20 protein-coding genes are annotated in these 24,285 nt (G+C 67.0%); 6 read left to right on the forward strand and 14 right to left on the reverse strand.

Going from position 1 to position 24,285, the window contains the following annotated elements:
- Positions 1-68 precede the first annotated feature (68 nt).
- From ACN22W_RS25755 to ACN22W_RS25765, 3 genes are all read left to right on the forward strand, one after another.
- The gene (locus ACN22W_RS25755) at positions 69-410 is read left to right on the forward strand and encodes an FKBP-type peptidyl-prolyl cis-trans isomerase (protein WP_048250201.1); all 342 of its coding nucleotides are present in this window, start codon (positions 69-71) and stop codon (positions 408-410) included.
- A 26-nt stretch (positions 411-436) separates the two neighbouring features.
- Positions 437-1,222 (forward strand): helix-turn-helix transcriptional regulator, encoded by a 786-nt coding sequence (locus ACN22W_RS25760; protein ID WP_193101020.1) that lies wholly within the window; start codon positions 437-439, stop codon positions 1,220-1,222.
- 202 nt (positions 1,223-1,424) lie between these two features.
- A complete protein-coding gene (locus ACN22W_RS25765) occupies positions 1,425-2,882 on the forward strand; it encodes an MFS transporter (RefSeq protein WP_419687557.1) in 1,458 nt (485 codons plus the stop codon).
- A 19-nt stretch (positions 2,883-2,901) separates the two neighbouring features.
- Here the strand turns inward: ACN22W_RS25765 and ACN22W_RS25770 are convergent, their stop codons facing one another.
- Positions 2,902-3,837 (reverse strand): hypothetical protein, encoded by a 936-nt coding sequence (locus tag ACN22W_RS25770; protein ID WP_419687558.1) that lies wholly within the window; start codon positions 3,835-3,837, stop codon positions 2,902-2,904.
- Between the two features lie 68 nt (positions 3,838-3,905).
- Positions 3,906-4,376: a helix-turn-helix domain-containing protein gene (locus ACN22W_RS25775; RefSeq protein ID WP_343490427.1), complete on the reverse strand. Its 471-nt coding sequence runs from the start codon at positions 4,374-4,376 to the stop codon at positions 3,906-3,908.
- Between the two features lie 153 nt (positions 4,377-4,529).
- Here ACN22W_RS25775 and ACN22W_RS25780 point away from each other — a divergent pair, with 153 nt between their 5' ends.
- Positions 4,530-5,762, forward strand: coding sequence for an MFS transporter (locus ACN22W_RS25780; protein ID WP_419687560.1), 1,233 nt, complete (start codon positions 4,530-4,532; stop codon positions 5,760-5,762).
- A gap of 133 nt (positions 5,763-5,895) precedes the next feature.
- Here ACN22W_RS25780 and ACN22W_RS25785 read toward each other — a convergent pair whose 3' ends face one another.
- Entirely contained in the window at positions 5,896-7,062 is a 1,167-nt protein-coding gene (locus ACN22W_RS25785) for a glycosyltransferase family 4 protein (protein WP_343490429.1), read from the reverse strand.
- 116 nt (positions 7,063-7,178) lie between these two features.
- Here ACN22W_RS25785 and ACN22W_RS25790 point away from each other — a divergent pair, with 116 nt between their 5' ends.
- Positions 7,179-8,267, forward strand: coding sequence for an RNA-guided endonuclease InsQ/TnpB family protein (locus ACN22W_RS25790; RefSeq protein ID WP_419689831.1), 1,089 nt, complete (start codon positions 7,179-7,181; stop codon positions 8,265-8,267).
- Here ACN22W_RS25790 and ACN22W_RS25795 read toward each other — a convergent pair.
- The 9 genes from ACN22W_RS25795 to ACN22W_RS25835 all read right to left on the reverse strand — a co-directional run bounded on the left by ACN22W_RS25795 (position 8,245) and on the right by ACN22W_RS25835 (position 19,931).
- A complete protein-coding gene (locus ACN22W_RS25795) occupies positions 8,245-9,432 on the reverse strand; it encodes a glycosyltransferase family 4 protein (RefSeq protein ID WP_419687562.1) in 1,188 nt (395 codons plus the stop codon). The two genes, ACN22W_RS25790 and ACN22W_RS25795, sit on opposite strands and share 23 nt — an antisense overlap.
- The gene (locus tag ACN22W_RS25800; protein WP_419687564.1) at positions 9,429-10,895 is read right to left on the reverse strand and encodes an O-antigen ligase family protein; all 1,467 of its coding nucleotides are present in this window, start codon (positions 10,893-10,895) and stop codon (positions 9,429-9,431) included. Before ACN22W_RS25800 ends, ACN22W_RS25795 begins: the two co-directional genes overlap by 4 nt.
- 10 nt (positions 10,896-10,905) lie before the next feature.
- Positions 10,906-12,042, reverse strand: a complete 1,137-nt coding sequence (locus ACN22W_RS25805; RefSeq protein ID WP_419687566.1) for a glycosyltransferase family 4 protein — start codon at positions 12,040-12,042, stop codon at positions 10,906-10,908.
- Between the two features lie 46 nt (positions 12,043-12,088).
- Complete coding sequence (locus ACN22W_RS25810) at positions 12,089-13,048, reverse strand: glycosyltransferase family 2 protein (protein ID WP_419687568.1); 960 nt, start codon at positions 13,046-13,048, stop codon at positions 12,089-12,091.
- Between the two features lie 21 nt (positions 13,049-13,069).
- Positions 13,070-15,295: a polysaccharide biosynthesis tyrosine autokinase gene (locus ACN22W_RS25815; RefSeq protein ID WP_419687569.1), complete on the reverse strand. Its 2,226-nt coding sequence runs from the start codon at positions 15,293-15,295 to the stop codon at positions 13,070-13,072.
- A 50-nt stretch (positions 15,296-15,345) separates the two neighbouring features.
- A complete protein-coding gene (locus ACN22W_RS25820) occupies positions 15,346-16,524 on the reverse strand; it encodes a polysaccharide biosynthesis/export family protein (RefSeq protein ID WP_343491270.1) in 1,179 nt (392 codons plus the stop codon).
- Positions 16,518-16,961 (reverse strand): low molecular weight protein-tyrosine-phosphatase, encoded by a 444-nt coding sequence (locus tag ACN22W_RS25825; RefSeq protein ID WP_048250188.1) that lies wholly within the window; start codon positions 16,959-16,961, stop codon positions 16,518-16,520. The genes ACN22W_RS25820 and ACN22W_RS25825 overlap by 7 nt, the downstream gene beginning before the upstream one ends.
- Positions 16,962-16,990: 29 nt before the next feature.
- Entirely contained in the window at positions 16,991-18,403 is a 1,413-nt protein-coding gene (locus ACN22W_RS25830) for a UDP-glucose dehydrogenase family protein (protein WP_129516827.1), read from the reverse strand.
- 154 nt (positions 18,404-18,557) lie between these two features.
- Positions 18,558-19,931, reverse strand: a complete 1,374-nt coding sequence (locus ACN22W_RS25835) for an undecaprenyl-phosphate glucose phosphotransferase (protein WP_129516826.1) — start codon at positions 19,929-19,931, stop codon at positions 18,558-18,560.
- Positions 19,932-20,359: 428 nt separating this feature from the next.
- Here ACN22W_RS25835 and ACN22W_RS25840 point away from each other — a divergent pair, with 428 nt between their 5' ends.
- Positions 20,360-21,886: a mannose-1-phosphate guanylyltransferase/mannose-6-phosphate isomerase gene (locus tag ACN22W_RS25840; protein WP_419687573.1), complete on the forward strand. Its 1,527-nt coding sequence runs from the start codon at positions 20,360-20,362 to the stop codon at positions 21,884-21,886.
- 141 nt (positions 21,887-22,027) lie between these two features.
- On the opposite strand, the gene ACN22W_RS25845 is transcribed toward ACN22W_RS25840, so the two are convergent.
- Positions 22,028-22,969 carry a transposase gene (locus tag ACN22W_RS25845; RefSeq protein ID WP_129517398.1) on the reverse strand — a complete coding sequence of 314 codons (942 nt, stop codon included), beginning with the start codon at positions 22,967-22,969 and terminating at the stop codon, positions 22,028-22,030.
- Between the two features lie 716 nt (positions 22,970-23,685).
- Positions 23,686-24,267 (reverse strand): DUF3501 family protein, encoded by a 582-nt coding sequence (locus ACN22W_RS25850; RefSeq protein WP_412025000.1) that lies wholly within the window; start codon positions 24,265-24,267, stop codon positions 23,686-23,688.
- Positions 24,268-24,285: the final 18 nt, after the last annotated feature.

The raw sequence follows: 24,285 nt of genomic DNA on the forward strand, positions 1-24,285 counted from the left end.
CACGTGCGACGGCCCGCTGCGCGCTCGCCTACAATAGCGGTTTTACGAAACCTCTTTCAGGAGAAGTCATGTCTGTCACCACGACCGAATCGGGCCTCAAATACGAAGACCTGACCGAAGGCACCGGCGATGTCGCGCAAGCCGGCCAGACCGTCAGCGTCCACTACACGGGCTGGCTGACCGACGGTCAGAAATTCGATTCGAGCAAGGACCGTAACGACCCGTTCGCGTTTGTGCTCGGCGGCGGCATGGTCATCAAGGGCTGGGACGAAGGCGTGCAGGGCATGAAGGTCGGCGGCGTGCGTCGCCTGACGATCCCGCCGCAACTCGCCTATGGCCCGCGCGGCGCAGGCGGCGTGATTCCGCCGAATGCGACGCTCGTGTTCGAAGTCGAACTGCTCGCCATCTGACGACGCAACCGGCCGGTTTCCGTTCGATGGAACGCATCGCCTCCCCCGCCATCGCGCTGCGCCGCTACGACACGTGCGAAGCGTCGGACGTGCACGACTTCCATCAGGTCGTGCTCGGCGTCGATGGCGCGATGGTGATGGCGGTGGACGGTATCGGCCAGCGCATCGACCGGCACGCGGCCTGGCTGATTCCGGCCGGCGCGCGCCACGACTACGCGGGCCTCGGCGACAATCGCCAGCTCGTGATCGACCTGCCCGCCGCGTCGCTCGCGGTGCCGCAGCGGCTGTTCGACCGCGCGCGTGCCGTGTCGATCGATCCGGCCCTGACGTCGCTCGTCGCGCAGGTCGCAGCGGCCGCCGCGCAACTCGATGCGCCGGCCGGCGACGCACGACAGGCCGCCGCGCACCGTTTCCAGTGGCAGGCCGCCGCGCGCCTGTGCGGCGCGCTGCTCGACGACGCCGGCATCGCCGCGCCGCTGTCGGGTCTCGAGTCGGGCCTGGATTTCGCGCGCATCGACCGCTGGCTGCGCGCACGGCTCGCCGAGCCGCTGCGCATCGCCGATCTCGCCGCGCACTGCGGCTACGGGATGCGCCGGTTTCATCAACTGTTCGTCGACGCATTCGGCGAAACGCCGCATCGCTACCTGCAGCGGCTGCGGCTCGACGCAGCGATCGTGCTGCTCGCCGACGGCCGGCATCCGCTCGTCGACATCGCGGGCATGGTCGGCTTCGCGGATCAGAGCACGTTCACGCATGCGTTCACGAAACGCTTCGGCGTCGCACCGGGACGCTGGCGCGGCGAGCGCCACTGAGCGAATCCGTCCCGCGGAATACGCGTCGACGCACATAGCGGTACGGTTCGTGCAGACTGCACCCGCATCGGTCCTGTCGTAGCCTTCGTCTTTCACGTTGCTGGCTTCTGCACACTCGCAGCCCGGCCCCATCGCATCGCGCGTATCGACGCTTCACGTCCCGCTGAAACATCGCCCGCCCGCCGCGTCCTACGATGGGCTCATGAACACGACCACACCCTCCCCCGCCTTCCCGCCCGCGCTCGCTCGTGTCGTCGCGACCGTCAGCATCGGTTTCGTCGTGACGCAGCTCGACGTGACGATCGTCAACATCGCGCTCGCGCATCTCGCCGCCGACCTGCACCTGCCGGTCGCCGGCCTGCAGTGGGTCGTCGATGCGTACACGCTCGCGTTCGCGGTGCTGATGCTGTCGGGCGGCGCGCTCGGCGACCGCTTCGGCGCGCGCCGCCTGTATGTCGCGGGCCTCGTGCTGTTCGCGCTCGCATCGCTCGCGTGCGGCGCCGCGAGTGCGCCCGCGATGCTGATCGCGGCCCGCGCGCTGCAGGGCGTCGGCGCCGCGGCGATGCTGCCCAATTCGCTCGCGCTGCTCAACGACGCGTGCCGGCACGACCCGCACCTGCGCGCGCGCGCCGTCGGCTGGTGGACGGCGGCCGGCTCGATCTCGATCGCGGCCGGCCCGGTCGTCGGCGGCCTGCTGATCGCGGCGTGGGGTTGGCGCGGCATCTTTCTCGTGAACCTGCCGTTATGCGCGGCGGGGCTCGCGGCCGCGTTCGCGTGGGTGCCCTCGCGCCGCGCAACAGCGGCGACTGAGGCGCCAGCCGCACCGTCCCGGTCCACCCGCGCGCTCGACCTGCGCGGCCAGCTCATCGCGATCGCGATGCTGACCGCGCTGACCGGCGCCGTGATCGAATGGCGGCCGCTCGGCTTCACGCATCCGGTCGTCGCCGGCGGTTTCGCGCTGGCGGCGCTCGCCGCGCTCGCGTTCGTCGCGGTCGAGTCGCGTACGGCCACGCCGATGCTGCCGCTGTCGCTGTTCCGCCATCGCACGTTCAGCGCGGCCGTGCTGTTCGGGATCTGCGTGAACCTCACGTACTACGGCACCGTGTTCGTGCTCGCGCTCTACCTGCAGCGCGCACGCGGCGAATCGGCGTTGCAGGCGGGCCTCGCGTTCCTGCCGCTGACGGGCGGCTTCCTGCTGTCGAATCTCGCGAGCGGCCGGATCGTTGCACGTCACGGCCCGCGCGTGCCGATGCTGGCGGGTGCGCTCGTCGCCGCGCTCGGTTACGGGTCGCTGCATTTCGTCGACGCGTCGACGCCGCTGGCCTTCCTGCTCGTGCCGTTCCTGCTGATTCCGTCGGGCATGGGTTTCGCGGTGCCGGCGATGACGACGGCCGTGCTCGCGTCGGTCGCACCCGAGCGGGCCGGCATCGCGTCGGCCGTGCTGAATACCGCGCGGCAGGCCGGCGGCGCGATGGGCGTGGCGGCGTTCGGCGCGCTCGCCGGTGGCGGCGGCGCGTGGCAGGTCGTGGACGGGTTGCGGATCGAAACGGCCGTGTCGGTCGCGCTGCTGGTCACGGCCGCGCTGCTTGCGACACTGGTCCGGCCCGATGCGCATCGCGGCGCATCGCCCGCGAGTCAGGCGCTGCCGGCTACGGATTGACCTGGTGCGTTCATTGCGGTCACGCGTCGCCGGGGTCGCGCTGGATCAGGTGACGCCACGGAAAGACGTTGCCCTTGAAATGACTCACGTAGCCGCCACTGCCGGCCTGGATCACCATGAACTGAAGCCGCGGATGCAGTGCCTGCAGCGCTTCGAGTTGTTCGCGATCGAGACAGGTATTCCTCAACGCCAGCGTGTGGAGCCGCTGGCCGGCGTTACTCTTCAGCAAACGCTCGTAGGCATCGAACGACGTCACGCTGCCGGCATCGCGCTTGTGCTTCCACGTCGAGTGCAGCTCCGTCGATTCGGAAAAATCGAGCCAGCCGAGCGACAGCAGGTTGTCGCTGCCGGCAAGACGATCGATGAACTGCTGCGTGTCGTATCCGCCGCCAATGCGCAGCCGGTTCAGATGCGGCAGCGGTACCTCGAAGAAGTGCGCATCGGGTGCATTCGGCACCGTCAGCTCGGTGAGAAACGGCGCCTTCGCAGCGAAGCGGGCAATCTCGCCGCCCTCCTCCATGATGAGGTCCCGGCGAACGATCATCGACACGTTGTGATCGGCCGGCTCGGTCGGCTTCACGTACAGCGAACGCAGCATCGGGAAGCGCGCGTCCGAATCGAGCAGCGGACCGAAATCCCATTCGCGCGTGCCGTTCGCCCCTTCGTCCGGGCCGCTGAACGCCAGATCGGTCACGAGATCCGCGACGTCCCGTTCCGCAAGACATTGCAGTGTCCAGTCGAACGGCTCCTCCCACGCGTCGCCGAAGTACCGGACATGCAGCCCGGCCCGCATCGGCGCGACGACGACATGGTTGAAATCGGTCTGCCACAACGGTTCCGCCGGATCCGTATGGTCATACCCGTCCTCGGCTCCCTCGCGCTCGCCGTGGTCGTGGATACGGCACTGCAGGTCGAGCAGCAGCCGATAGCCGGCGGAATCCAGCGGATGGGTCATGGTGATTCGGCTCCGGTCGACGACGATCGCGACAGTCTATCCGACGGTGCGACGGCCGCGCATGACGCTCACCGCCGCGTCGCGCCTGCTTCGTCGTCGAGCTTCCGCACGATCGTCTCGGCCGCCTTCACGGGCCGCCCGTCGTCGTGCCGCAGCGCGAGCTTGCGGATCGCCCGCCCCGTGTGGCGATCGACCAGCACCGAATGCGGCTCGCCGCGTGCGAACAGGTTCGCCTCGCCCCACTGCCGCAGCATCACGATGACCGGAAACAACCCCTCGCCCTTTTTGGTCAGCGCGTACTCCTGATACGCGGTGCCGTCCGACGCCGGCACGACGTCGAACACGCCGGCGTCCACCAGCATCCTGAGCCGGTCGGACAGGATGTTGCTCGCGACGCCGAGGCTCGCGCGGAAATCGCCGAACCGGCGCACGCCGTCGAACGCATCGCGCACGATCAGCAACGCCCAGCGATCGCCGACGATATCGGTCGCCCGCGCCACCGGGCACGGCGAATCCGCAAGACTTTTCTGCCTGGCCATGTTCCTCTCCGCAATCGTGCCGGCCGCCTTCGCGGCAGCGCCGGCCATCCGTGCGCGGGTCCGTCGCCCGCCGCACAACACGTTGCATTTTAAAACTACTTTTCCTACACTCACACTAGTTTCAAATTGCAACTACATTGCGTGAGGAAACCCGTGGAGTCTTCCTGTCATTCAAGTACCGTGGCGTCGAACGCATCGAACGCGGCGCATCCGGCCGACGGCGGCCGCCTGTCCGCGGCCAGCGTCGCGCTGCTGGCCGTCTGCTGCGCGGCGAGCGTCGCGAACGTCTACTACGCGCAGCCACTGCTCGATTCGATCGCGCGGGATTTCGGCGTGTCGCAAGCGTCCGTCGGCGGCGTCATCACCGCGACGCAGCTCGGCTGTGCGCTCGCGCTGCTGTTCGTCGTGCCGCTCGGCGACCTGCTGAACCGCAAGCGCCTGATCACCGTGCAGCTTCTGCTGCTGACGGCGGCTTGCATCGGCGTGGCCGCGGCGTCGACGCGCATCGCGCTGCTGGCGGGAATGGTCGCGGTCGGCCTGCTCGGCACCGCGATGACGCAAGGGCTGATCGCGTGTTCGGCCGCACTCGCGGGCGCCGGCGAACGCGGGCGTGTGGTGGGCGCCGCGCAGGGCGGCGTCGTGATCGGGCTGCTGGCCGCGCGCTCGCTGGCGGGCGTCGTCACCGACGTAGCCGGCTGGCGCGCGGTCTATCTCGTGTCGGGCGCGCTCGCGATCGCCATGCTCGTCGTGCTGTCACGGCTGTTGCCCGACACGAACGGGCCGCGCGAACGCATCGGCTACGCGGCGTTGCTGCGCTCGATGGTGTCGCTGCTGCGCGATGAACGCGTGCTGCGCGTACGCGGCGCGATCGCACTGCTGATGTTCGCGGCGTTCAGCATCTTCTGGAGCGCGCTCGTGCTGCCGCTGAGCGCGCCGCCGCATTCGATGTCGCATACGCAGATCGGCGCGTTCGGCCTGGTCGGCGCGCTGGGCGCGGCGGCGGCCACGCGTGCGGGCCGGCTCGCGGATCGCGGGCGCGGCGAAACGACGACCGGCGCCGCGCTCGCGCTGCTCGCGCTCTCGTGGCTGCCGCTCGCGTTCGGTACTACGTCGATTGCACTGCTGATCGTCGGCATCGTGCTGCTCGACATCGGCGGGCAGGCCGTCCACGTCGTCAACCAGAGCATGATTCTCGGTGCGCGGCCCGATGCGCATGCGCGCCTCGTCGGCTGCTACATGCTGTTCTACTCGGCCGGGAGCGGGCTGGGTGCGATTGCGTCGACGATGATGTATGCGCGCGCCGGATGGACGGGTGTGTGTGCGCTCGGCGCGGTCGTGAGCGTTGCCGCGCTCGGCGTATGGGCCGCGACGCTCAGGCGCGCGTGACGCGTGCCGGTGATGCGAATCGCATCATGGGGAAAGCCGGCCCGCCCGCTTCGGGCGGCCGGCGCACGAACCGGCCGCGCACGCGCACCGGTTCGACCTTCGTTTCGGCACGCCGGTTGCGTGCCGCCGGGGTTCAGCCCGCCGTCTGGATCGCCTCTTCGTACACGCTGGCGACGCGCCGCGCGATCACCGCGTTATCGAAATGATCGCGCGCGTAGCGCTTGCACGCGAACTCGTCGGGCAGCGTGATCGCGCCCGACAGTGCGGCGCCGAGCCCTTCCGCGATCGCGTCCGCGCCGGTCGACGGCAGCACGAGATCGTCGGACAGCCCCGCGACCGCCTCCGGCAGCCCGCCGACCGGCGTGACCAGCACGGGTGTGCCGGACGCGAGCGATTCGACGGTAATCAGCCCGAACCCCTCGAGCGCGACCGTCGGCACGACGCTGACCGTCGCCGCGCGGTACAGCGCCGCGAGATGATGGTCGGGCACGAAGCCGAGCAGCTTCACGTTGTCCTGCAACCCCGCCCCATCGATGCGCTGCTGCAGTTCCTCGCCGATCTTGCCCTTGCCGGCGATCAGCAGCAGCACGTCCGGTTGACGGTGCTTGATGAGGCCGATCGCGTCGATCAGATCCTCCAGCCCCATGCGCCGCACGAGCCGGCGCACGGCCAGCACGATCGGCCGGTCCTGCGGCAGCTGCAGCTTGTGTCGCGCCTCGACGGGCGTGAGCGGCGTGTCGAACTGTGCGGTATCGACGCAGCCGGGAATCACGCGCACGCGCGACGGCTCGATCCCGTAGCGGTTCGTCAGGATCTGGCCGAACGCCTGCGACAGCACGATCAGCCGCGACGAACGCGTATAGACGGCCTGTTCGAGATAGCGCTTCGCGCGCTGCCCGAGGGAAGCGGCGCCCTCGACCTGGCTTTCGTCGGCCCACGGCCCCTGGAAGTGCGACACCTGCGGAATCCCGCGCGTCACATCGAGACCCGGGAACGTGTACAGCGCGAAGTGCGACGAAATCACGTCCGGCCGCTCGCTGCGGATCTCCTCGCGCAGCGCGCGCCGCGCGGCGAGCATCCGGCGCGCGAGCGGTTCCGATGCGGGACCGAAGCCCTGGATCGCGCCGCCCGTGTCGTCGGCGACCTTCGGCGAGCCCGCGACGAGCCCGCGCACCTCGACGCCAGCGCCCGGTAGCGCGCCGACGAGCGAGTAATACATCCGGTCAAGGCCGCCCGCGCGTTCGGGGAACCAGTGCATACCGATCTGCAACGATTTGATCGGCCGGGAAGATTGATTCATTAGTTGCTCCGAAAAACCTCGCCATGTCCCGCGAGGGAACTTCCTTCGGGACGCATGGCGAAGAGGAAAGGTGCGCTCTTGACAGGCAGCTTCTTCCACGAGTTAGGATGGCCGGCATGATCCTTGTCTACCGCTACCGGGTGAAGTCGCTCAACGGACTCTTGAACAAACAGAGCCGTGCGGTGAACTACGTCTGGAACTTCTGCAACGACACGCAAAAGCACGCGCTCAGATGGCGCAAGAAGTGGCCGACGGGTTTCGATCTGAACGTGCTGACGGCCGGCAGCAGCAAGGAACTCGGCATCCATTCCGGCACGGTCAACGCAACGTGCGAGAGATACGCGAAGTCGCGTAATCAGTGCCGTCGCCCTTACTTGCGCTATCGCGGCAGGAAATCGCTTGGCTGGGTGCCGTTGAAGGGACGTGACCTGAAGCGCGAAGGTGATGCATTTCGCTTTGCCGGCAATACTTTCCGCGTATTCAATAGTCGCCCGCTTCCCGAAGGCAAGATCAAGGATGGGACCAACTTTGCGCAGGATGCGCGCGGCAACTGGTTTCTCAACATCGCGATCGAAATGCCCGATGTTCAAGCGCGCCCGATCCGTTCCGGTGTCGGCATCGATCTCGGTCTGAAAGACTTCGCAACACTTTCGACTGGAGAGAAGCTGCCCAACGACCAGTTCGGACGCCGAGCGGCGGAAAAGCTGGCGAAAGCGCAACGGGCACGAAAGCATAAGCGGCATATCGCGAAACTGCATGCCAAGGTGGCGAATGCCCGCGCCGATTTCCAGCACAAGCTCGCGCTCGATCTGGTTCGGCGCTTCGACTACATCGCGGTCGGCAACGTGTCGGCCGCGAAACTCGCCAGAACCAGGATGGCGAAGAGCGTCTACGACGCGTCCTGGTCGTCCTTCCGCAGCAAGCTCCGTTACAAGGCGATAGCGCACGGGGCCACGTTCGAGGAAGTGGACGAAAGCGGTTCTACCCAGTCCTGTTCGGCGTGCGGGTCGAAAGACAGCACGACGCGGCCGAAAGGTATCGCGGGACTGCGAATAAGGGAGTGGGCCTGCAGTGACTGTGGTGTTGTGCATGATCGCGATACCAACGCTGCGCTGAACATTCTCCGATGCGGACGTGCATCGCCAGGTGTGGGAATCCGCCGCCGTGAGGCGGCGGATGACGTCAACACGATTGCTCCTGCGTGACCGCATCTTCGACGTGCTCGAACGCCACCGGCTGCGATGGTTCTCCGATGCGCCGATAAAGCGCGATGTACTGGGCGCCCATGTGCGCCCAGCCGAAACGGGTCATCAGTTCGCGGGCCGCGTCGCCCATCGCGCGGCAGGTGTCGCGCGATGCCGCGAGCGAGCCGATCGCCTGCGCGAGCGCGGCCGGATCGTCCGGATCCTCCAGCACGATCCCGCATTCGCGCGTGATGATTTCCGCGCCGCCCGCCGTGCGCGCGGTGACGACCGGCAGCCCGGCCGCCATCGCCTCCAGCAGCGACAGGCTCATCGCTTCGTAGCGCGACGGAAATACATACGCGTCGACCGAGCGCATCAGCGTCGGCATGTTCTTCACCAGGCCGAGGAAATGCACGCGCGAATCGATGCCGAGCGCGCGCGCCTCGTCCGGATACGGGCTGCCGGGCAGATACCCGGCCACCGCGAGATGGACGTTCGCCGGCAGCTTCGTCAGCGCCTTCAGCACGGTGCCGAGGTTCTTGCGCGGCGTGCGCAGGTCGCCGACGAACAGCAGCAGGAACGCGTCGTCCGGCAGCTTGAACGCCGCGCGGTCGGCTTGCGCGCCCGCGAACGCGCTGCCGTCGACGCCGTTGTAGATCACACTGATCTTGCGGCTGTCGATGCCGAGCGCGGCGATCTCGTCGGCCACTTTCTGCGACACGGCGGTGATCGCGCGCGAACGCCGGTACGCCCAGCGCTCGAGCACGGTGTTCACGCGCGTGTAGACGTACTGGTAAGCCGACCACAGCCCCTTCGTGGGCCCGAACGGGTAGTACGGGCTCTTGAACCAGCCGCCGTGCACGAAGTGCGCGGTATTCACGTCGGCCTTGATCCACGAAATGAAGCCGTTCACGTGCAGCACGTCGTAGTCGCCGCGGTGCGCGCGCAGCCACCACGCGCTCTTCAGCGCGAACACCTGCTGCTTGACGAGATTCGACGGCCAGAAGCCGCCGACCTTCACGGGCACCCAGTGCACGCGCGGGTCGGCCAGCAGCTCGGGTGCGACGTGCGATGCGACCAGCGTGACCTCGTAGTGCTCGGCCAGCGCCGCGCGCGCGATTTCGTAATTGACGCGGCCCTGCCCGTCGTTATGTCGCACGACATGCGTGACGATCGCGATTCTCAATGCTCGCCTCCCCGTGAACGCGCGGCGGCCAGCAGGCGTTGCGCCTTTTGCCAGTGCGCCGCGGAAAGAATCGAAAAAATGGCTGTGAACATCAGCAGGCCGCCCGTGCCGATCAGCGAGTTCGTGAACACGAGCATCGCGAACGTCGACAGGCACAGGCTCAGGCAGGCGCCGACGAACTTGTCCTTGCGCAGCTTGAACGCCGCGCGCAGCGTGCGGCCGAACAGCATCACGACCCCGGCGAGATACAGCAGCGTGCCGGGCCAGCCGAGCACGAACGGCACGTTCATCACGCCGCTGTCGAAGCTGCCGTACTTGCCGAGCTCGCCGCTGTCGCTCGACAGCTTCGTGGATGCGCCCGTCGCGCCCATCCCTTCGCCGGCGACGTCGGTGAACGCCGTCTGCGCGAAGGTCGCGTAGAACTTGTTGCGGTCGTCGTAGCTGCGGTCGTCCTTCAGGTTCGTGATCGACTGGAGACGCTGGCCGAGACGGTCGGCCACCGGCCCGACGGTCAGGAGCGGCACGCACAGGCCGACCAGCACGACGCCGCTGATGAGGATCCGCATCCGCACGCGGTTGTTCGACTGCGCGAGCTGGATCGCAAGCGCGATCACCCAGCCGCCCCACGTCGAGCGCACCAGACACAGCGCGAACGACACGAAGCCGGCCGCCCCCGCGACCCAGCGGATCTTCTGCGGCGCCGCGAGCACGAACACCAGCGCGCCCATCATCGCGAACGCGAACGGCCCCGACGAGTTCATCGTGCTGAACACGCGCACGCCATAGGGCACCGGCTCGCCCTGCGAACCCATGTCCGACCCGATCATCCACAGCACGTCCCACTGCGGCATCACGAAGTACTGCACGACCCCGTACACGCCCATCACGAGCATGCCCCACATGAACGTGGACAGCAGCACGTCGCGGTACTCGGGATAATCGCGCGCGTTGACCATGATGTGAAAACCGATCAGCACCGGGTACACCCAGTTCGCAAGGTCGTAGGTCGCGGCCATCACGCCGCTCGACACGATCCCGACGAGGTACGCGTACATGAGCCCGAACAGCATCAACAGCACGGGTATCCCGCGCCGCTGCGCGAGCACGCGGTAATGCCGGATCAGCCCGAAGCCGGCGATCATCGTCACCGCGAGCGGCGCGACCTGGATCAGGCTTGTCGGCGTGAACGCGCCCTTCGACCAGTCGGCGAGACGCCGCACTTCCGGGCTCAGGAACCACACCCACCACATGAAGCCGACGTAGCGCGCCGGGCTCTTGAAATACAGCCAGATACCGACCGCGATGGCCAGCACCGGAAACGCGAGCGTCAGCACCTTGCCCTGGTGAACGGCGATCAGCGCGGCGGTGAACGTCCACAGCCCGGCCTGCCCGGCCCAGTGTTTCGGCTCGGCAAACCAGCTGCGGTTGCGCGACGGTGCGCGTTCGGCGGTAATCGTACTCATCGATGCGCACTCACCGCGACGAAGGACGCGAATCCGCGAGCGGCATCGCCCGCCCCGCGGCCGCCGGCGTCCGGCGCCGGCGCAGCATGTCGCGCGTGATCCGCACGTGCTGCTCGGCGAACGCCTGCGTGGTCAGGTCGCGCTCGCGCAGGCACGCGGCGGCAGCCCGCGCGCAGTCGAGCGCCGCGACCGGATCGGCCGCGAATCGGTCGGCGGCCTGGCGCATCGCCTGCGCGTCGAACGCCGGCACATAGGCGGCCGTATCGTGCGGGAAGTAGTCGCTGAGCCCGCCAACGTCGGACACGATCATCGGCTTGCCGACGGCTGCCGCCTCGAGCATCACGGTGATGCCCGACGCATGGAAGTTCGGCCGCAGCGGCACGACGATCACGTCGGCCCACGCGTACAGCTCGTGCTGCTTCGCGAGCCCCGACGCCGAGCCGATCTTCACGTTCGGCGCATGCCACTCGCGCGGCACGCGGCGGCGCGTCGCGAGCCGCACGTCGTAGCGTTCGTCGCCACCGAACGCGGCGAGGAACGTGCGCCAGTCGCGGTCGCGGTCGTTGCCGATCGCCGCGATCCGCAGCGGCCGGTTCGGCTGCCACTGGCGCGGCTCGGTGATCGGGAAGTCCTGCGTGTTGAGCCCGTAGTAGACGAACTCCGCATCGCGCCCGAGATAACGACGGCACAGCTCGGCGTTGTCGCGAGCGAGCGTGGTCAGCGTGTCGGCACGCGCGAGCAGCTTGCGGTACAGCCAGCGGCGCGGGCCGCCGAACGTGCCCCACTTGTCGAACAGCCACACGCTCTGCGCGAGCAGCAGCGGGCGCTTGCCCTGCGCGCCGGCGAACTTGAGGATCAGCGACGCGGCGAGATGCTCCTGTTCGGTGTGCGTCCAGATCACGTCGGTATTCAGCAGCGCGGCGCGGTTGCGCCACGCATGCACGACGTCGAAACCGAGCGCCGCCTTCAGCGCGCGGCGCGCGAGGCTGGCGATGCGGTTCTCGCCGCCGTCCTGCGAATAGGACAGCCGGAATTCGTCGGATTCGGCATGGTGATAACCGTACAGGCAGCCGATGTTCTCGCCTTTCCGGTAGGTACGCGGATCGGCGCCGTAAAACAGATGGACGTGGATTTTGGTCGCGGTCATTCAAGCGCTCCGGGTTCGGCCGCGCGCGGCATCGCGCGCGGCGCGTTCATGACGTCACCGGCGGCATGGCCGCACGGTGCGGGGCGACGGTGGCGCGACGCGCATCGCGCGCGCCGCGGCGCACCGCGCGCCAGTGCGCGAGCACGCGGCCGCGCCGCGCGGTATGCAGCGACAGCAGCACGTGCGCGAAGCCCGGATAGACGCGCGTGCCGACCAGCGCCCACCACCACCACGCGATCTCGCGCCGTACCGGCGGCAGATGCTCGCGCAGCGTCAGTTGCAGGTTGTACGCGCCGTTGCTGATCGCGTTCAGCGACGCCGCGTCGCGCCGGTCGTCGTCGAAGCGTTCGGCCGGATAGTGATCGACGGCGATCGCCGGGTCGTACACCAGCTTCCAGCCCGCGCGCTGCACTTCCATGCTGAACGCGGTGTCGTTGTGGGTCTGCGCGCCGGCGCCGCGCAGCCGCGTATCGAAACGCAGCCCGCCGATCGCCGAGCGCCGGTAGCTCATGTTCGCGCCCTTCAGCGTGTCGACTTCGCGCGCGCCGCCGACACCCAGGTGATGATTGCCGACGATCTTGCCCGACAGCGTGAGCCGGCCGACCAGCTCGCGCGATTCGTCGAGCAGGCGGCCCTTCTCGTGCACCCAGTCGCGACCGCCGACCGCGCCCACGCGCGGATCGGACAGGAACGCGGACTCGATGCGCGCGAGCCAGTCGGGGTGCGGCGCCGCATCGTCGTCGGTGATCGCGACGATGTCGCCTTGCGCGGAGTCGAGCCCCTTGTTCAGCGCGGCGACCTGCCCCGGCACATCGACCGGCACGATACGCAGCGGCAGCGCGCCGCCGACCGACGGATCGGCGAGCCGTTCGTGCGTGGCGTCGTCCTCCGGGCGCGCGACGACGATCACCTCGTCGGGCAGCCGGTGCTGCCGCTGCAGCGCCAGCAGGCAGCGCGCGAGGTCGGCGGGACGCCGGTAGGTCGGAACGAGCACGGAAATTTTCATGGCGGTTCTCCAGTCGGCCGGTCAGGCGCTCAGATATTCGTGCACGGCCGCATAACCGCGGCCGTAGCCGCGCGACTTCGGCGGCACGCCGTTGAAGATCCCGCCTTCCAGATCGACGCCCGCGGTGCGCAGGCGCTTGATCGCGTCGGCGATCTCGCCTTCGGTATGCATGCCCGAGCGCAGCACGAGGAACGTCGAGCCGGCCATGCGGCCGATGATGGTCGCGTCGGTCACCGCCAGCACCGGCGGCGAATCGATCAGCACGACGTCGTAACGCTTGCTGAGCCCTTCGAGGTATTGCGGCAGGCGCGTCGACATCAGCAGTTCCGACGGGTTCGGCGGGCGCGTGCCGGCCGCGATGAACGACAGGCCCGGAATCGGCGTCTCGCGCACCGCGTCCTCGAGCGCCGACTGGTCGCTCAGCAACTCGGACAGGCCCGGCTGCGGAGTGAGGCCGAAGTAGCGGTCGAGCAGGCCGCGCCGCATGTCGGCGTCGACCAGCAGCACGCGCTTGCCCGAATGCGCGAGCAGCACCGCGAGGTTGACCGCGAGGAAGCTCTTGCCGATGCCGGGCGTCGGGCCGGTCAGCACGATCACGCGGTTCTTCGCGTCCATCATCGCGAACTGCATCGCGGTGCGCAGGCTGCGCAGGCTCTCGACGCTGAGATCCTTCGGACGCAGGCTCGCCAGGATCGGCCGCGCGCGGCCGCCGCCCTTCTCGGCCGCGGCGTCGAGCTTCGCCAGCTCGGCGCTTTGCGGCACCAGCCCGTACAGCGGCAGGTTGAACGCACGCTCGACGCGGTCGGGATCCTCGATGCCCTGGAACATGTTGCGGCGCAGGAACACGACGCCGGTGCCAAGGATCAGCCCGAGGAACACCGCGGCCGACAGGATCAGCACCTTCTTCGGCTTGACCGGGTCTCCCGGACGCAGCGCCGAATCGACGAGGTGGATGTTGCCGCCCGTGCCGGCCTTCTGCACCGACAGCTCCTGCACGCGGTTCAGCAGCAGCACGTAGATGTCCTCGGCGACCTTCGCGTCGCGCTGCAGCTGGACGGCCTTCACTTCGGTCGCCGGCAGGCTGCGGAAGCGGTTGCTGAACTTGTCCTTCTCGCCCTGCAGCTCCGCGAGCTGCTGCTTCGCGGCGATCACCATCGGATGCGAATCGGTGAAGCGCTGCGCAAGCGACGCGAGTTGCAGGCGCTGCGCGGCGATCTGCTGCTCGTACTGCACGCTGCCCTCGAGGTAGACCTTCGCCTCGTCGCTCGCGTTGATCGAGCCCGACGTGCGCTGGTACTGCGTCAGCGCGGCTTCCGCGCGTTCGAGGTCGGACTTCAGGCGCGGTTCCTCGCCCTTCAGGAAGTCGAGCATCTTGGTCGTTTCGGCCTGCTTCGCGACCACGTGCTGGTTCAGGTACGACTGCGCGAGCGCGTTCGCGATCGCGGCGGTCTGGTCCGGGTCCTTGCCTTCGAGCGAGATCTGCACGACGCCCGTCTGCTTGCCCTGCTCGGTCACCTGGATGCCGGTCTGGAAGCCGCTGATCGCGTCGAGATCGTTGTAGCGGACCACCGTGAACTGCGTGCCGGGGCGCGCGACGAGCTTCTGCACGAGCAGCGTCACGCCGCCGCCCTGCGCCGATTCGCCGACGCGGCCCGACAGCAGCCGGCCGCCGCTCTCGTCGGCCAGCGCATAGGTGTCGTTCGGGCCGACCGTCAGCGTCAGCTTCTTGCCTTCGAGCGCGGGCGCGACGCTGATCGAATCGATGTCGGCGACTTCACCGCCCCATGCATACGACTTGAGGCCGAGCCACGGCCGCGCCGGCACGCCCGGCGTCGCGACGCGCGCGGCGAGGCTGCCGATCACCGGCAGCGTCTTCGGCATGACCGAGAAGTTCAGCTTGAACTGCTCGACGACCGGCGCAACGACGCCGCGGCTCTTGATGATTTCGATTTCCGCATCGGTCTGCGCCTGCTGCGGACCGGTGTTGATCATCGCGCCGGTCTGCGTCTGCGTCAGCGCCTGCGACGTGTTGTCGTTGCTCTCGACCCGCACGTGCACATCGGCCTGGTAGACCGGCTTCGCGATGTAGCAGTAGAGGCCGGCGAGCGCGATGACCGTCACCGCGATGCCGAGCAGCAGCCAGATGTCGTCCATGATCACCTGGAGCAACTGGCCGAGGACGACGTCCTCTTCCTCGGTTTTCACGGACAGATCCGCGTAGGAGTGTTTCGCTTGCGTGTTCACCATTCGTTCCCGCTTGAGTGGTGCCGGGGCGGAGGCGCCGCCCCGGCGGGCTATCAGCGCGTGATTTGCTTCATGAAGAAAATCGTCTGGATCGTCGGCAGCACCTGCTGCAGCACACGGTTGAACTGCACCGAGCTGGCCGTGCTGACGTAGACGACGTCGAGCGGTTGAAGCGGGAAGCGGCTCGACAGCATCAGCGCATCGGGCTGCGTCATGTCGAGACGGAACACTTCAGGCTTCGTCGGGTTGTCGCGCATCCCGCGCATCACGTAGATCTTGCGCGGGTTCGCATCGGTGTCGAGGATGCCGCCGCCCGCCGTCAATGCATCGGCGATGGTCAGCTTGCCCTTGAGCATCGGCACCGTGACCGGCGTCTTGACCTCGCCCATGATGAACACGCGGCTGTCGCTGCGGTCCGGCACGTTGACGATGTCGCCCGGCTGCAGCATCACGTTCTGCCGCACTTCGCCGCGATCGAGCACGCCGTTCGCGTCGAGCGTGTAGAGCTTGCCGTCGCGCGTCAGGCGCACGCGCTGCAGGTCGGCGTCGGTGGTCGAGCCGCCCGAGCGCGAAATCGCGTCGACGAGCGTCAGCGGCACGTCGCTCACCGCGAGCGGGCCCGGCGTCTTCACTTCGCCCGTCACCTGCACCTTCTGGCTGCGGAACGACAGCACGCGCACGTCGAGCTGCGGATTCTTCACATAACGCGCGAGACGCGTGGCCAGCTCGTCACGGGTCTGCGCGATCGTCTTGCCCGCCACGTGGATACGGCCGACGAACGGGAAGAAAATCGTGCCGTCGGCGGACACCGTCTGGCCGTAAGGATCGGCCTGGCCCGGCAGCGACGACGAATAGGGCTGCTGCAGCGCGCCCGCGATCGTCTGCGTCGTGTTGCCGCCGCTCGAGAACGACTGGCCCTGCGGCGTCGTCAGTTCGGGGTGGTCCCACACGGTGACGCCGAGGATGTCCTGCGGGCCGACGCGGTACACGTATTGCGACGGATCGGTATAACGTCCCGGCGGCAGCGGATGCTCGACCTGCTGCTTCTGCAGCTGGTCCATCACCACTTTGGCGTCGATGTAATGAACCGGATAGGTCTCGGCCGCTTGCTGCCGGCCTTCGTCCTTCAGGTTCGACGAGTCGAGGTAGTTGCCGGGCGCGGTTGCACAGGCTGACAGGAAAGTCGTCAGCGCGACGGCAAGCGCCACCGGGCGCATCGGGCGTTTCAGCATAGTTTCTGTAGCCATCCTTGAACCAGACGTTCGATCTGCGAGTAGCTCTCGCGGTAATCGGCCTCGGGGCCGCCGTGCGGATCGGCAATCTCGGCCCCTTCCCACTTGCCAAGCAGGTGGACCTTGCCGCGCGCGAACGGATCGACCGCTTCGACGGCCGCGATCTGTCCGCGCTCGCTGACGAGAATCAGGTCGGCGTCGCGCACGATCCGGCGCGACAGCCGCCGCGAGCGGTGAGTCGTCGCATCGACGCCCCGCTCGGCGAGCAGTCGCCGCATCACCGGATCGATGCCGTCGCCGTCGTTCGCATGCACGCCGGCCGAGTGAAACGTCGGGCGCGGCCCGCCGCGTGACGCGAGGTGCGACTTGAACAGCATTTCCGCCGCCGGACTGCGGCAGACGTTCGCGTGGCAGACGATCAGGATGTTCCGGAACATGACGCCTCGTAACGAGTGACGGGAAAGGGTTACGCGCTGGCGCGCGCGGTGCCCGGCACGCGGGCCGCGACGGCCTGGCGCGAGCCCGGCCGGCCGATCGGGTGGTATTCGATGCCCTGCTCGCTCATCGTCTCCGGCTCGTACAGGTTGCGGCCGTCGAAGATCACCGGCGCCTTCCACAGACGGCCGAGCGCGACGAAGTCGGGGCTCTTGAATACCTTCCATTCGGTGACGATCACGAGCGCGTCGGCATCGCGCGCGGCCTGCGCTTCGTCGTCGACGAAGGTCAGGCGCTCGAGCCAGCTCGGGTGATCGGCGAGGTCGAGCGCGATCACGCGGCGCGCTTCCTGCTGCGCGACCGGGTCGTACGCGGCTACACGCGCGCCGCGCGACAGCAGCTCGGCGATCAGCTCGCGGCTCGGCGCTTCGCGCATGTCGTCGGTGTTCGGCTTGAACGCGAGGCCCCAGACCGCGAACGTGCGGCCGGTCAGGTCTTCGCCGAAGCGCGCGACGATCTTGTCGGCGAGCACGCGCTTTTGCGTGGCGTTGACCGCCGACACGGCCTTCAGGATCTGCAGCGCCTGTCCGTGCTCGTCGGCCGTGCGGATCAGCGCCTCGACGTCCTTCGGGAAGCACGAGCCGCCGTAGCCGCAGCCGGCATACAGGAAGTGATAACCGATGCGCGGGTCGGAACCGATCCCGCGGCGCACCGACTCGATATCCGCGCCGAAGCGGTCGGCGAGGTTCGCCAGCTCGTTCATGAACGAGATGCGCGTCGCGAGCATCGCGTTCGCCGCGTATTTGGTGAACTCGGCCGAGCGCACGTCCATGTACAGCGTGCGTTCGTGGTTGCGGTTGAACGGCGCGTACAGCTTCTTCATCAGCTCGCGGGCGCGCTCGCCCGGTACATCGTCGTCGCAGCCGATCACGATGCGGTCCGGCCGCGTGAAATCGTCGACTGCCGCGCCTTCCTTCAGGAATTCCGGATTCGACACGACCGAGAACATCTGGTCGCCGCCCCGCTTCGCGAGCTCCTCGGCGACCGCGGCGCGCACGCGCTCGGCCGTGCCGACCGGCACCGTCGACTTGTCGACGATCACCTTGAAGCCCGTCATATAGCGGCCGATGTTGCGCGCCGCCGCGAGCACGTATTGCAGGTCGGCCGAGCCGTCCTCGTCGGGCGGCGTGCCGACCGCGATGAACTGCACGTCGCCGTGCGCGACCGCGGCTTCGACGTCGGTCGAGAAGCGCAGGCGGCCGGCCGCGCGGTTGCGCGCGATGACTTCCTTGAGGCCCGGCTCGTGGATCGGCACGCCGCCGTTGTTCAGGACGTCGATCTTTGCCTGGTCGACGTCGAGACAGAACACGTCGTGCCCGATGTCGGCGAGACAGGCGCCGGTGACAAGACCTACGTAACCGCTGCCGATGATAGTCAGATTCATGATGTGTCGGACCTCGTGACCAATGATTCGAAAATCGTTAAACCGGAATGCCTGCATGGCACTGCCGCTCGGAAAAATGCCGGGCCGCCCCGGGTGTTCCGCTCCGCCGAAAGTCCCGTCGGGGACCCGGCGCGAAGCGGCAGGCCCGGGGCGCTCAATAAGCGTTGCTGCCGGTGAAGCCTTTCCAGAGCGTCAGCGCGACGATCTTGATGTCGAGCCAGAACGACCAGTTCTGCATGTAGTACAGATCGAGCTTCACGCGTCCCATCATCTTCTCGATCTGATCGGTCTCGCCGCGAAAGCCGTTGATCTGCGCCCACCCGGTGATGCCGGGCTTGATCCGGTAGCGGAACATGTAGCCCTTGACCAGATCCTTGTAGATGTCGTCGTGCGCGAGCGCATGCGGGCGCGGGCCGACGACCGACATCTCGCCCTTCAGCACGTTGATGAACTGCGGCAGTTCATCGAGGCTCGTGCGGCGCAGGAACCGGCCGACCGGCGTCACGCGCGTGTCGTTCTTGGTCGCCTGCGTGACCTGCCCGGACACTTCCTGATGCACCTTCATCGAGCGGAACTTGTAGATCTCGAACTCGTGCCCGTCGATGCCCTTGCGCTTCTGGCGGAAGAACACCGGCCCGCGCGACGTCAGCTTGATCAGGCCGGCGATCAGCACCATCACCGGCGCGAGCATCGCGAGCGCGGCCAGCGCGAACAGCCGGTCGAACACGAATTTCGGCAGGATCCGCACATCGGTGATCGGCGACGCCGCGAGGTTGATCGCCGGCACGCCGAGCACCTCGACCACCTCCTGGTTGAAGAACGACAGCGTGCGCACGTCCGGGATGAAGCGGATATTCACGAAGTCGTGGCGGAACACCGTCACGATCTGGTGAATCCGGCGCTCCTCCGAAACCGGCAGCGTGAGCCACAGCTCGCTGATCGCCCGGCTGCGCACCAGCCACACCAGCGATTCGAACTGCCGCTCGATCCGCACGTTGTCGAGTGCGACTTCGCCCGGCGCTTCGCTTTCGTCGTACACGCACACCGGGTTGAAGCCCGCTTCCGGCCGTGCCCGCATCTGTGCGATCAGCCGCCGCGCGGCCGGCGTGCCGCCGACGATCGCGACCGCCTTCAGGTTGTAGCCGCCGCGGCGCAGTTGCCGCAGCACGACGTGCACGCAGGCCTTCGAGCCGGCCAGCAGCGCCATCGTCGCCAGCGCCCAATAACCCAGCCACAGCCGCGACAGGTCGCCCGACTGGTGAAAGCTGAAGCTCATCAGGATGCCGGCGAGTTCGACCGCGAGCCACGCGAACGCGACACGGCCCATCAGCCCGACGAGACGCTTGCCGCGCCACGACTGGTAAATGCCGACGGCCGGAAAGAACACGACGACCAGCAGACAGTCGAACAGCACCGTCGTGCGCTGCAGGTCGTTGAGCCAGATGCTGCCGCCGTGCAGCGCGGCGGCGATCAGCGCCCCCGTCACGACCATCGCGATATCGATGATTCTCGCCAGCACGCTCAACATGTCTGCTTCCTCTCTGAACAGGCGTTTGCCGAACAGCTCCTTGCGCAGCCCGTGCCGCACATTCGATTCAAACGTTGCATGACGCTATTGAAGCGACAAGAAAATTTCTCCTCAAGCGCACAAGTATTTCGAAAAATAATCGGAAAATCTTGCCGCGATATTTTTTAATTAAAGCGGCACGTTTTCCCGAATTGTTCAGGAATTGGAAATTTTTCGGAATCTTTACAATTTACGCTCATCCTTTGCGGGCGGTCATGCCCGGCCGAATCGCGGAATTATTTTTTATTTTTTTATTGGCATCGGATGCTATCGATGAAAAATTTCCCGGATGCGCGCCCGGCGAATGGCGGGCAATGGGTCCGGTTTTATTGTCGATTTACTTCATGCTAAAACGACAGGCACTGACTTCAACCGTGGAGAGTGTCATCATGAATGCTCCGGCCGTGGCAGCCGAAACGCGCCCTTCTTCTTCCGCCGCACCCGCCGCCGGCACGCGCCTCGCCGTGCAGCCGGTGATTCTTGCCGGCGGTTCCGGCACACGCCTGTGGCCGATGTCACGCGAACGTTTTCCGAAACAGTTGATCGGCCTGCTCGGCGATCATTCGCTGCTGCAGTCGACCGCACTGCGCCTCGACGGCCTGACGGCCGCCCATCCGCTGAACGACGACGTGCTGATCGTGTGCGGCGAGGATCACCGCTTCACGACCGCCGAACAGCTGCGCCTGACGGCCAAGCGCGCGACGATCATGCTCGAGCCGCTCGGCCGCGACACCGCGCCCGCCCTGACGCTCGCCGCGCTGCGGCTCGTCGCCGACGGCAACGATGCGGTGATGACCGTGATGCCGGCCGACCATGCGGTCGCCGACCTGCCGCGCTTCCATGCGGCCGTCGCGGCCGGCGTGCACTGCGCGGCGCAAGGCAAGATCGCGACGATGGGCATCGTGCCCAAGCACGCGGAAACCGGCTACGGCTACATCCGCGTCGGCGCGCCGCTCGGCGACGCCGCGACGGGCAGCCTCGACGTGCGCCGCCTCGACCGTTTCGTCGAGAAGCCGCATCTCGAACTTGCTCAGCAGTACGTCGCGTCGGGCGAATACTGGTGGAACAGCGGCATCTTCATCGTGCGCGCGTCGGTCTGGCTGAAGGCGATCCGCCAGCTCGAACCCGCGATCTACGCGGCCTGCGAACAGGCCGTCGCACAGGGCAAGGCCGATGGCGACTTCTTCCGCGTCGATCGCGATGCGTTCGCCGCGGCGCCGTCGAACTCGATCGACTACGCGGTGATGGAACCGCTCGCCAGCCTGCCGCAACTGTGCGAGAGCGTCGTCGTGCCGCTCGACGCGGGCTGGTCGGACGTCGGCTCGTGGGATGCGATCTGGCAGATCTCGCCGAAGGACGATGCCGAGAACGTCGGCCGCGGCAACGTGCTGTTCGAAGACGCCGAATCGACTTTCGCGCATTCGGAAAGCCGGCTCGTCGCCTGCGTCGGCACGCAGAACCTGGTCGTCGTCGAAACGCCCGACGCCGTGCTCGTCGCGGACAAGTCGCGCGTGCAGGACGTGAAGAAAATCGTCGGGCGCATCAAGGCGCAACGCGGCGCGGAAGCGACCGATCACCGCAAGGTGCATCGCCCGTGGGGCCACTACGACTCGATCGACATGGGCGAGCGCTTCCAGGTGAAACGCATCGTCGTGAAGCCGGGCGCGCAACTGTCGCTGCAGATGCACCACCACCGCGCCGAACACTGGATCGTCGTGCGCGGCACCGCGTGCATCACGCGCGGCGACGAAACGTTCCTGCTGTCCGAGAACGAATCGACGTACATCCCGCTCGGCGTCTCGCACCGCCTGCAGAACCCGGGCAAGATGCCGCTCGAACTGATCGAGGTGCAGTCGGGCGCGTATCTCGGCGAGGACGACATCGTCCGCTTCGACGATACCTACGGCCGACAGTAATGCGGCAGTAATGCATTACGCGCCCGGGGCGCCGCTTCGACGGCGGCGCCTGCGGGCGTGGCAGGCAACAGGGTGGTAAGACGGGACTTCCGCGCGGGCGTCGTGGCACACGACGGCCCGCGCGTTTCATTCGAACGGCGTTCAGCCTACACGGTACTCGTATTCACGACGCTCCGGCTGCACCGGATCGTTGCGGCCTTCGGACAGCGCACCCGAGTGACGCTCGGCGATGAAACGCTTGATGTCCGACTCCGCGCGCGCCAGCGCGGACAAGCCGGCCAGCACCTCGCTTTGCGGCGCGCGCGCCGGTTCGTCGCTCGCACCGTGGCGATCGATCCACTGGCGCGCCCAGTCGAGCGCGTACTGCTCCGCTTCCTCGGCATCGGTGAAGCGCGGACCGATGAGGCCCGAACGCTCGACGCGCCGTTCGTCCTGCGTGATCTCGGCCCACGCGCGATACATCAGGTTCTGCACCGGCTGCGCGATACCGCAGATCGTATAACCGCGATATTCGTCGACCTGCGGTTCGGCCGCGGCGAAGCTCGCCGACGACGGACGCGCATGGCGCAATTCCGCGGCCGGCGCGCCGGGCACCGTGAACGACGCACCGGACGGATCGCCCGTTTCGTCGTTCGGCATCGCGCTCATCGACGCACCTTCGCCCTCCCAAACGTTTGCCTGCGCAACCGGCAATTGCCACGATTCGGGGTTTTGCCAGAACACGCCGCGCAAGCGATCGTTGTCGGGCACCGGCTCCGCGCGACGCGCGGGCACGACGGCTTCCGGCGGCGGCGGGATATACGCGAACGTGCGCCCGCTGAACTGGGTCAACGCATCGATCATCTGCAGCAACGTGCCGTTCGCGAGCCATTCCTCGTAGCGGCGGCGGCACGTCGGCCCGGACGGATAACGGCCGGGCAGCTTGGACCAGGCTTCACCGGTCGTCAGGATCCAGAGCACCGCGTTGGCAACGACGCGCGGTTCGGCTCGTGGACGCCCACGACGATTCAGCCGGATGGGTTCATCGGCGATCAGCGTTGAAAGACGAAACCACTCTTCATCGTTAAGCTCATCGAAGAACATAGTAGATCTCTCCACGCAGCCAGGCCGGGCTGCGATTGGCGGCGCCGTCGCGATGCTTCGCGTCGCGGGGCGGCCAGGTTGCACATTATGGTTATCCGGTGTTGTGCATGCCGGCGCGACACCGCACTTTCACGGTGCCGCCATTCCCGGCAATGGCGCACAAATCACGGTCTCACTCCAATGTGGGAATTTTTGTGCACGAAGCATACCATCCTCAGGGTTTATCTCAATATGACAATGACTTAATGTTACGCACTGAAACAACCTGCCATGGATAGGTAATCTATTTACGCATGAATTTTTTTGCGAGATCTTTATGCGCTCCGCTGCAAAAGCCCGCCTGGCGGGGCTCCGCAGGGTCTGAAGAATGCCCGCCAATAGGCCTTTTCGGGCTGTTCCGGCCCTTGCCGGCAACAATCTCCGGAATTGCTTCCGAAAATCGGTAAATCAGAGGAAATTTCGTAACAAGATATTCACGAATCGGTAAATCATTCGAATACCGCTCAGTCGAATTATCTCCATGCACAATCTTTTTATTGTTTCTCCGCGAGTGATGAAAACACGGTGACGCACGATGCACATTGTTTCTCCGCATGCAAATCGTGACGCCTGTTACATCCTCGCGGCGGCCGGCGCGCGGCAGCGCCGCACCGTGTGCGGAAATTCTGTTTCGGGTCGGAACGGAAAAACGGAAACCGGCGTGCAGGACGCGCGCGTCAGCGCAGATCGCCGGCCAGCGACGCGGTTACGTCCGCGTCCACGCGCTGCGGCGGCATCGTGTAGGCCGGGTGATCGCAGCCGATCGACAGCCCTGCCCCGCCCTTGAGCGCCGCGCGCATCGGCGCATCGAGTTCGAAGCGCACGAAGTGCACGGCCGACGTCTTCTCGGCGTTGTCGCGTTCGAGATCCTCGTCGGCGTGCGCGTACACGCTCGCGTGCCCGTCGACCCGCAGGTACACGCGATCCTCGACGCCGATCAGCCGCGCGAGCGCCGCGCGCCGCTCGACCTCGTGCTCGTATTCGATCTGCAGTGTCGCCTTCAGGTTGGTGCCGTCGGGCACGAGCGGCAGGTACGCTTCCAGTTCGCCCTCGATGCCCGCCTCGTCGAAGATCTTCTCGATGTGCAGCATCTCCTGGATCTGATAACGGATCGTCGTCTCGTCCTCGAACAGGAAACGCAGATGGTTGCCGAGCGCCACCGCGCGGCGGCGCTTGTACGCGACGAGCCGCGCGTGTTCGGTCCTGCGGATCTTCGCGTACGCTTCGAGCGTCAGCAGGGAATCACGGGTCAGCGTCATGGGATGTCCTCGTGGGTC

The sequence above is a fragment of the Burkholderia theae genome, from assembly GCF_048565265.1.
GTDB lineage: Bacteria > Pseudomonadota > Gammaproteobacteria > Burkholderiales > Burkholderiaceae > Burkholderia > Burkholderia theae.

What these genes read in the sequence shown, in the direction of transcription:
- ACN22W_RS25760 (WP_193101020.1), top strand. Translation starts at nt 437, where the DNA reads ATGGAACGCATCGCCTCCCCCGCCATCGCGCTGCGCCGCTACGACACG.
- ACN22W_RS25840 (WP_419687573.1), top strand. Translation starts at nt 20,360, where the DNA reads ATGAATGCTCCGGCCGTGGCAGCCGAAACGCGCCCTTCTTCTTCCGCC.
- ACN22W_RS25810 (WP_419687568.1), bottom strand. Translation starts at nt 13,048, where the DNA reads ATGAAAATTTCCGTGCTCGTTCCGACCTACCGGCGTCCCGCCGACCTC.
- ACN22W_RS25815 (WP_419687569.1), bottom strand. Translation starts at nt 15,295, where the DNA reads ATGGTGAACACGCAAGCGAAACACTCCTACGCGGATCTGTCCGTGAAA.
- ACN22W_RS25765 (WP_419687557.1), top strand. Translation starts at nt 1,425, where the DNA reads ATGAACACGACCACACCCTCCCCCGCCTTCCCGCCCGCGCTCGCTCGT.
- ACN22W_RS25785 (WP_343490429.1), bottom strand. Translation starts at nt 7,062, where the DNA reads ATGAATCAATCTTCCCGGCCGATCAAATCGTTGCAGATCGGTATGCAC.
- ACN22W_RS25830 (WP_129516827.1), bottom strand. Translation starts at nt 18,403, where the DNA reads ATGAATCTGACTATCATCGGCAGCGGTTACGTAGGTCTTGTCACCGGC.
- ACN22W_RS25845 (WP_129517398.1), bottom strand. Translation starts at nt 22,969, where the DNA reads ATGTTCTTCGATGAGCTTAACGATGAAGAGTGGTTTCGTCTTTCAACG.
- ACN22W_RS25800 (WP_419687564.1), bottom strand. Translation starts at nt 10,895, where the DNA reads ATGAGTACGATTACCGCCGAACGCGCACCGTCGCGCAACCGCAGCTGG.
- ACN22W_RS25755 (WP_048250201.1), top strand. Translation starts at nt 69, where the DNA reads ATGTCTGTCACCACGACCGAATCGGGCCTCAAATACGAAGACCTGACC.
- ACN22W_RS25825 (WP_048250188.1), bottom strand. Translation starts at nt 16,961, where the DNA reads ATGTTCCGGAACATCCTGATCGTCTGCCACGCGAACGTCTGCCGCAGT.
- ACN22W_RS25790 (WP_419689831.1), top strand. Translation starts at nt 7,179, where the DNA reads ATGATCCTTGTCTACCGCTACCGGGTGAAGTCGCTCAACGGACTCTTG.
- ACN22W_RS25820 (WP_343491270.1), bottom strand. Translation starts at nt 16,524, where the DNA reads ATGCTGAAACGCCCGATGCGCCCGGTGGCGCTTGCCGTCGCGCTGACG.
- ACN22W_RS25850 (WP_412025000.1), bottom strand. Translation starts at nt 24,267, where the DNA reads ATGACGCTGACCCGTGATTCCCTGCTGACGCTCGAAGCGTACGCGAAG.
- ACN22W_RS25770 (WP_419687558.1), bottom strand. Translation starts at nt 3,837, where the DNA reads ATGACCCATCCGCTGGATTCCGCCGGCTATCGGCTGCTGCTCGACCTG.
- ACN22W_RS25775 (WP_343490427.1), bottom strand. Translation starts at nt 4,376, where the DNA reads ATGGCCAGGCAGAAAAGTCTTGCGGATTCGCCGTGCCCGGTGGCGCGG.
- ACN22W_RS25835 (WP_129516826.1), bottom strand. Translation starts at nt 19,931, where the DNA reads ATGTTGAGCGTGCTGGCGAGAATCATCGATATCGCGATGGTCGTGACG.
- ACN22W_RS25805 (WP_419687566.1), bottom strand. Translation starts at nt 12,042, where the DNA reads ATGACCGCGACCAAAATCCACGTCCATCTGTTTTACGGCGCCGATCCG.